Here is a 7,491-nt window from a genome sequence, read left to right on the forward strand (position 1 = left end):
ATGTAGACCTGTGCATATCTTTTTAAAAAATTACTAATTTCTTCATTATAAAAATCATTGCTTTCTACATAAGGAACATTTAAAATAGCAAAACTTTTAAAGTTGTTGTTTTTGATGTAGGAATATGAGGCAATCACATTTTGATCGTCTCTATTTAGCCTAATAAATAAAATGCGCTGATTGGATGAAGATTCTAATTTGTCTAATGTTTCTTTTTTTAGTTGAATTGTCTTTTTTTTAGTGTAGTAATATGGATTTGAAGAAAGAATTAATCTTCCTTTTAAATTAAAAAAATTAACTTCAAGTCCATGAATGTCAGAAAGTTCAAAAATTTTGTTTCTAAATATTTTAAAAGTATTTTCTTCGGTTAACTTATAAGGTGTGTTTTTTAAAATATACTCAATATGTTGTTTGATGGCATTTTCTTTTCTAGATAAGCGTTCTTCATGATATTTTTGGGCTTCATATCTAAAGTGAAAAATGGAAACCAAAGAAATTAAAATGGATGAAAAAACGGTAAGCAGAATCATCGACATGAAGATTCTTTGTCGAAGAGAATAGCTTTTTAATTGATACCATTTATTCATTTTTTTCTCTGATTTTTTTATATATTTTGAATCCTAGCATCAATAAAATAGAAAACAATACTATTCCTAAAACGCCAAATACCCAATTGATAGCATTTTTTAAAATAACTAAAAACACTACCGAAAAAAGAATGAGAGTAGCACCTTCATTCCAAAGACGGAAAAAAGTTGAACTGTGCTTTACATTGTCTTGTTGTAGTTGCTTGAAAATTTGATGGCATTTTAAATGATATAAATACAACAAAAAAACAAAAGTTAACTTAACATGCATCCAAGGCATTGTTAACCAAGCGCTTCCAATTGGGGTGAAAAACAACATCCAGAAAGCAAAGAAGCTGGCTAAAATAGCACTTGGCCAAGTAATTATATACCATAAACGATACTGCATAAGTTGGTATTGTTTAACTAATATGCGTTGCTCCACATCTTCTTTTTGTTTGGCTTCAGCATGATAAACAAATAAACGAACTATGTAAAATAAGCCAGCAAACCAAGTAATTACGAAAATTAAATGTAATGCTTTAATGGTATTGTATATTTCCATTTTTTATTTCTTTTCAAATTCTTGTACCCAACTAGTTAAGGTGTGTACCCAATCTTCTCTGTCGTTTAAGCAAGGAATTGACAAGAAGTGTTCTCCTCCATTTTCTTTAAAACTTTCGGCGGCTTCCATTCCTATTTCTTCTAGTGTTTCCAGACAATCAGAGACAAATGCTGGGGTGACAACGGCTAATTTTTTAATTCCTTTTTGTGCTAGTCCATCAATAGTTGCATCTGTGTAAGGTTGCAACCAAGGGTCTCTTCCTAATCTTGACTGGAATGATGTGCTAAATTTTCCCTCTTCCAATCCCAAAACTTCTGCAACTTGTCTGGTGGTTTCTAAGCACTGGTGACGATAACAAAAGTCATGCGCTTCGGAAGGTGTTACACAACAAGTGTTGTTGATTTGACAATGACTTTTTGTGACATCTGATTTCCTTATATGTCTCTCAGGAACGCCATGGTATGAGAATAAAATATAATCAGATTTGAAGTTTTGTAAACTGTCTTGGATAGAATCGGCTAAATTTTTAATGTAATCTTTTTTATTGTAAAAAGCAGGTAGAATTTCTAACTTCATTGTTGGAAATTTTTCTTTTTTAATTTTTTCTGCTAAAACTACAATTGTTTCCGTAGTAGCCATTGCAAATTGAGGGTAAAGAGGCAATAAAAGCACTTCATCAACCCCTTGATTGTTTAATTGTGTTAGTCCATGTTCAATACTAGGATTGCCATATCGCATTGCTAATTCAACTGGTAAACTAACTTTTTTTTGCAAATTAGTTTGTAATCGTTTTGATAGTACAATTAAAGGAGAACCTTCAGGCCACCAAATTTTTTTATATGCCTTGGCAGACTTTTTTGGTCTTGTGTTTAAAATAATACCTTTTACAAGTAAAGCTCTTAATAAATAGGGTAAATCTATAACCCTTTCGTCCATTAAAAATTCATCTAAATATTTTTTGACATCTTTCGTTTCAGTGCTATCAGGTGAGCCTAAATTGACCAATAATACCCCTTTTTTCATTTTTTTCTTTTTTAGCTATTTTGCTTCAAAGTTAACAAATATTTTTTTGGAGTAGTCCCAAACTTCTTCTTAAAAGCAGCTATAAAATGACTAGCCGTGCTGTATCCAACTTTTAATCCTACTTCATTAACATTATATGAACCAGTATCAAGCATTCTTCTTGCATAATCCATTTTGTAATCAAATAGAAAATTAAAAACGGTATCGCCATAAATTTCTTTAAACCCTTCTTTTAATTTTTTTAAAGAGATGCTAACTTCGTCTGCTAACTCTTGTAAGCTAGGTGGTTCAGCCATTCGTGCAATGATTATTTCTTTGACCTTTTTTATTTTTAAAACGTTTTCTTCATCTGCTAAAAAGGGACAATGCTCAGCATTTGGATCTTCATTTCGATTGAAAAAAAGACTCAACAATTCATAACTTTTTCCTTTTAGATACAGGTTTTTAATACTTGTGTTTTGATTGTAATGAAAAATTTGGTTCAATACTATAGCCATTGCAGGAGTAATATCTTCTTCGCCGTAATATTTTCGCTCTAAATTATCTTTACTTAAAAAAGGAATAACTTCTGCTTCAGAAGAAAATAAGGCATGGAATTTTTTTATTGAAATCAATACTGAAATAATCCAAGATTTAGGTAAAATTTCTAAATGCAAAGGCAATTCTTTCTGAGGATTATACAATAACAACGATTTTTCTTCCTTCAAATCAAGGGCATAATTACCATTATTGAAGATAAACTTACCCTTTCCTTTCACATTAAAGTGAAATTGTATTAATCCGGTTTCTACTTGTTTTTCAAATCGTTCACTTACGTCTGTATCATTTTGAAACCGAAGTAAAATAAAATCTTGATCAATTTTTATTTCTTCTACTGAACCCATAGCGTTATTTTTCCATAATATGCTTTTCAAATAGTCGAATAATATTTATTTATAATTATTCTAAACTAGTTACTGTGAAGCATCATAATTTTACACAAATATATAATATTTAACGATTTAGAGAGAGTAAATAAACAAAAAAACATTAAGCGATATAAAAAGTACTTTGAGCGTTATTTTTATTTTAAAAGAGATAATAATTTTGTTTCACGTTTTAGGTAAAAGCAAAAATGGACAACAATACCCCAATAAAACATCCTTCTTTTTACGCAGTTGGATTAAGCTATAAGAAGGCAGATGCCGAGATGAGAGGAAAATTTAGTTTAGATGAAAAAGCTAAGACTAATTTGCTATTGCAAGCAAAAAAAGAAGGCATTGAAAGCTTATTTTTAATCTCAACTTGTAATCGAACTGAGATATATGGTTTTGCACAGCATCCTTTTCAATTAATAAAACTATTGTGTGAAAACAGTCAAGGTACGGTTGAAGATTTTCAAAAAGTAGCTTATGTTTATAAAAGCAAAGAAGCTGTAAATCATTTGTTTAGAGTGGGTACAGGTTTAGATAGTCAAATATTAGGTGACTTTGAAATCATTTCTCAAATCAAATTAGGCTTTACGGAAAGTAAAAAGCACTTATTAGCAAATGCCTATTTAGAAAGATTAGTGAATGCAGTAATTCAAGCAAGTAAACGAGTGAAAAATGAAACTGAAATTTCTTCAGGAGCTACTTCTGTTTCATTTGCCTCTGTTCAATACATATTTAAAAATGTAGAAGATATTGCTTCTAAAAACATTTTGCTTTTTGGTACAGGAAAAATTGGTAGAAACACTTGTGAAAATTTAGTGAAGCATACTAAACATGACCAAATTACTTTAATTAATAGAACTAAAGATAAAGCAGAAAAATTAGCTAAAAAACTAGATTTACTAGTTAAGGATTATGCCGATTTACAGGTTGAAATTCAAAAAGCTGATGTTTTAGTAGTAGCAACGGGAGCACAAAATCCAACAGTTGATAAAACAATTTTAGATTTAAAAAAGCCACTTTTAATTTTGGATTTGTCTATTCCAATGAATGTTAATGAAAATGTAAAAGATATTGAAGGAGTTACTCTTGTTCATATGGATCACCTTTCACAAATAACAGATGAAACTCTTGAAAATAGAAAAAAACACATCCCAGCTGCAGAAGCGATTATAACAGAAATTGTAGATGAGTTTATGACTTGGACAAAAGGTCGTAAATATGCACCAACTATACATGCGTTAAAAGCAAAATTAAACTCAATTAAAGACCTTGAATTGAATTACCAAAAGAAAAAAATGGATAACTTTGATGAAGAACAAGCCGAAATTATTACGGCTCGTTTGATTCAGAAAATCACGAATCATTTTGCGAATCATTTAAAAGACGAAAATACTTCTGTAGATGAAAGTGTAGAATGGATTCAAAAGGTATTTCAATTAGAAAATAAAGAAACACAGCCATTAATCTGATGGCATAAACAATGAAAAGTAAAACGATTAGAATAGGTACTCGTGACAGCGAGTTAGCACTTTGGCAAGCTAATACTGTAGAAAAAAAACTAAACGATTTAGGCTATAAAACAGAGATTATTGCTGTTAAATCACAAGGCGATATCCTTCTTGATAAACCACTTTATGAATTAGGAATTACGGGTATTTTTACTAAAACTCTAGATATTGCCATGATTTCTGGTCAAGTAGATATTGCTGTTCATTCCATGAAAGATGTGCCTACTGCCTTGCCTCAAGGTATCGTTCAAGCTGCTGTTTTAGAGCGAGCTAATACGGTTGATTTATTAGTACACAAAGGGAATTTAGATTTTTTAACTAGTGAAGGTACAATTGCTACTGGAAGTTTACGTCGACAAGCACAATGGTTACATAAATATCCGCAACATCAAACGGTTGATTTAAGAGGAAATGTAAATACACGTATGCAAAAGTTGCAAGAAAACAATTGGGGTGGAGCTATTTTTGCCGCAGCTGGATTAGAGCGTATTAATTTGAAACCGGATACATTTATCAATTTAGATTGGATGATCCCTGCTCCTGCACAAGGTGCTATGGTGGTAGTTGCTATGGCAGAAGATACGTTTTCTTTAGAGGCTTTGTCTGAACTAAACCATGTTGAAACTGAAATTTGTACCTACATTGAAAGACAATTTTTAAGAACCTTAGAAGGCGGATGTACTGCTCCTATTGGTGCTTTAGCAACCTATGAAGAAAAAACAGATGAATTGCATTTTCAAGGTGCCTTATTTTCAATTGACGGCAAACAAAAATTAGCCATTGATAGAAAATACGACATTTCTGAATGGAAAAAATTAGGTTTCCATGCGGCTAAAGAAATCTTAGATAACGGCGGAAAGGAAGTAATGGAAACAATTAAATTACAGTTAAAAAAGTAATTGTGGAACAAAAAATCGGTATTCTATCAACAAAAAAGCTAGCAATCAATCAAAAAAGGTTTTTGTTAAATGCAGGATTTGTTGTTATTGATGAAGATTTTATTACTACCAGGGCACTATCATTTGAAATGCCTATATTGAATGATATTTTGATTTTTACTAGTCAAAACGCCGTTCAAAACGTTCTTCAACATAAAATAGAATTAATTAAAAAACCTGTTATTTGTGTGGGTGAAAAAACCAAAAATCTGCTACAAAAAAATGGATTTATAGTTTTAAATACTCAACCTGAAGCGAAACAATTAATTCAAGAAATTAAAAGTAAATACTTCGATAAAAGTTTTACCTTTTTGTGCGGGAAATCTAAATTAGAAACCATTCCCACATTTTTGAAAAAAAATAAACTAAAACACACAATTATTGAAGTATACGAAACCGTAGAAACACCAATAAAAATTGGAACAAAAATGAATGGTTTATTGTTTTTTAGTCCATCTGGTGTATCAAGTTTTACTAAAGAGAATACAATTACTAATGAAATGTGTTTTTGTATTGGGAATACAACGGCAAAAGCCGTTGAAAAATATTCAAAAAATATAATAATTGCCCATCAACCCACCGTTGAAAATGTGATTATTCAATGTATAAATTATTTTAAAAAATAGGTTTACATTTCAGTTTGGTCTGTAAACTATAAACCGTAAACTATGTTAAAAAACGACTTATTTCTAAGAGCCTTAAAAGGAGAAACAGTTGAACGTCCGCCAGTTTGGATGATGCGTCAAGCTGGAAGATATTTACCAGAATTCAGAGCATTACGCGATAAATATGATTTTTTTACCCGTTGTGAAACACCTGAATTAGCTGCTGAAATTACAGTTCAACCTATTCGAATTGTAAAACCAGATGCTGCTATTTTATTTTCAGATATTTTAGTAGTGCCAAGAGCTATGGGGATTCACGTAGAATTAAAAGATAATTTAGGCCCAATAATTCCAAATCCAATTCGTACTGCTGAACAAGTAAATCAAGTTTTTGTGCCGAATATTCATGAAACTTTAGGTTATGTGATGGATGCGGTAAAATTAACTAAAGAGATGTTAAACGATGAGGTTCCGCTTATTGGTTTCGCTGGTTCGCCATGGACTATTTTCTGTTATGCTGTTGAAGGAAAAGGTTCTAAAAGTTTTGATACCGCTAAAGGATTTTGCTTTTCAAATCCAGTTACGGCTCACTTACTATTACAAAAAATTACTGATACAACTATTTTATACTTAAAAGAAAAAGTAAAAGCAGGTTGTAATGCGATTCAGATTTTCGATTCTTGGGGTGGAATGCTCTCTCCGGTTGATTATCAAGAATTCTCATGGCAATACATCAACCAAATCGTAGAAGCATTAGCCGAAGAAACAGAAGTAATCGTTTTTGGAAAAGGTTGTTGGTTTGCCTTAAATGAAATGTCAAAATCAAAAGCTTCTGCTTTGGGAGTAGACTGGACGTGTTCGCCTAGAAATGCGCGTTATTTAACTGGTGGTGACATCACGTTACAAGGAAATTTTGACCCAAGTCGTTTACTTTCTCCAATCCCAACCATCAAAAAAATGGTTCACGAAATGATTGACGAATTCGGAAAAGACAAATACATCGTAAACTTAGGTCACGGTATTTTACCAAATATCCCTGTGGATCATGCTAAGGCATTTGTTGAGGCGGTGAAAGAGTATAAAAAATAAATACTTCGATTAAAATTGATTAAAGGATTTTTACATATTTACATTCCTTTCATAATATGCTTCGGAAACATATTATTTTTATTGTCTGGAAAAAATTCAAATCCTATCACTTTTAGATATAATAACTTATTTGAATTTCAAAAAGGGAAATGGTTTCTTTTTGTATATTTATTATTAGCATTTTTATCTCTTTTTTTTAAGGGTTCAGAAGCTACTAATTTATACTCAAGTCCTTTACTTTTGGCTATTTTAATTTTATCATCTAATTTATTAATCAAATTAA

Annotated in this window: 7 protein-coding genes and 1 pseudogene; 4 read left to right on the plus strand and 4 right to left on the minus strand. The window is 31.0% G+C overall.

Annotated elements, in window-relative coordinates; genetic code table 11:
* The 4 genes and pseudogenes from QZ824_RS09860 to QZ824_RS09875 all read right to left on the minus strand — a co-directional run.
* Window positions 1-587: pseudogene (locus QZ824_RS09860) on the minus strand (two-component sensor histidine kinase); the annotation flags it as partial.
* Window positions 580-1,131 carry a CopD family protein gene (locus QZ824_RS09865; RefSeq protein WP_291275853.1) on the minus strand — a complete coding sequence of 184 codons (552 nt, stop codon included), beginning with the start codon at window positions 1,129-1,131 and terminating at the stop codon, window positions 580-582. The pseudogene QZ824_RS09860 and the gene QZ824_RS09865, both read right to left, overlap by 8 nt.
* A 3-nt stretch (window positions 1,132-1,134) precedes the next feature.
* Entirely contained in the window at window positions 1,135-2,154 is a 1,020-nt protein-coding gene (gene hemH, locus QZ824_RS09870; protein WP_291275854.1) for a ferrochelatase, read from the minus strand.
* A gap of 11 nt (window positions 2,155-2,165) precedes the next feature.
* A complete protein-coding gene (locus tag QZ824_RS09875) occupies window positions 2,166-3,038 on the minus strand; it encodes a helix-turn-helix transcriptional regulator (RefSeq protein ID WP_291275859.1) in 873 nt (290 codons plus the stop codon).
* A gap of 230 nt (window positions 3,039-3,268) precedes the next feature.
* Between QZ824_RS09875 and hemA the strand changes: the two genes are divergently transcribed.
* The 4 genes from hemA to hemE are packed head-to-tail and all read left to right on the plus strand — an operon-like array spanning window position 3,269 to window position 7,208.
* Complete coding sequence (hemA, locus tag QZ824_RS09880; protein ID WP_291275855.1) at window positions 3,269-4,537, plus strand: glutamyl-tRNA reductase; 1,269 nt, start codon at window positions 3,269-3,271, stop codon at window positions 4,535-4,537.
* An 11-nt stretch (window positions 4,538-4,548) separates the two neighbouring features.
* Window positions 4,549-5,475 (plus strand): hydroxymethylbilane synthase, encoded by a 927-nt coding sequence (gene hemC / locus QZ824_RS09885; protein WP_291275856.1) that lies wholly within the window; start codon window positions 4,549-4,551, stop codon window positions 5,473-5,475.
* Window positions 5,476-5,477: 2 nt separating this feature from the next.
* Complete coding sequence (locus QZ824_RS09890; RefSeq protein WP_291275857.1) at window positions 5,478-6,140, plus strand: uroporphyrinogen-III synthase; 663 nt, start codon at window positions 5,478-5,480, stop codon at window positions 6,138-6,140.
* 42 nt (window positions 6,141-6,182) lie between these two features.
* Window positions 6,183-7,208: a uroporphyrinogen decarboxylase gene (gene hemE / locus QZ824_RS09895; protein ID WP_291275858.1), complete on the plus strand. Its 1,026-nt coding sequence runs from the start codon at window positions 6,183-6,185 to the stop codon at window positions 7,206-7,208.
* Window positions 7,209-7,491: the final 283 nt, after the last annotated feature.

Origin of the sequence: Flavobacterium sp., assembly GCF_021151785.1 — a bacterium.
In the GTDB taxonomy this organism is placed as follows: domain Bacteria; phylum Bacteroidota; class Bacteroidia; order Flavobacteriales; family Flavobacteriaceae; genus Flavobacterium.

Excerpts from the sequence above, each read along its gene's own strand:
- QZ824_RS09865 (WP_291275853.1), bottom strand. The coding sequence starts at position 1,131 with ATGGAAATATACAATACCATTAAAGCATTACATTTAATTTTCGTAATT.
- hemH (WP_291275854.1), bottom strand. The coding sequence starts at position 2,154 with ATGAAAAAAGGGGTATTATTGGTCAATTTAGGCTCACCTGATAGCACT.
- QZ824_RS09875 (WP_291275859.1), bottom strand. The coding sequence starts at position 3,038 with ATGGGTTCAGTAGAAGAAATAAAAATTGATCAAGATTTTATTTTACTT.
- hemA (WP_291275855.1), top strand. The coding sequence starts at position 3,269 with ATGGACAACAATACCCCAATAAAACATCCTTCTTTTTACGCAGTTGGA.
- hemC (WP_291275856.1), top strand. The coding sequence starts at position 4,549 with ATGAAAAGTAAAACGATTAGAATAGGTACTCGTGACAGCGAGTTAGCA.
- hemE (WP_291275858.1), top strand. The coding sequence starts at position 6,183 with ATGTTAAAAAACGACTTATTTCTAAGAGCCTTAAAAGGAGAAACAGTT.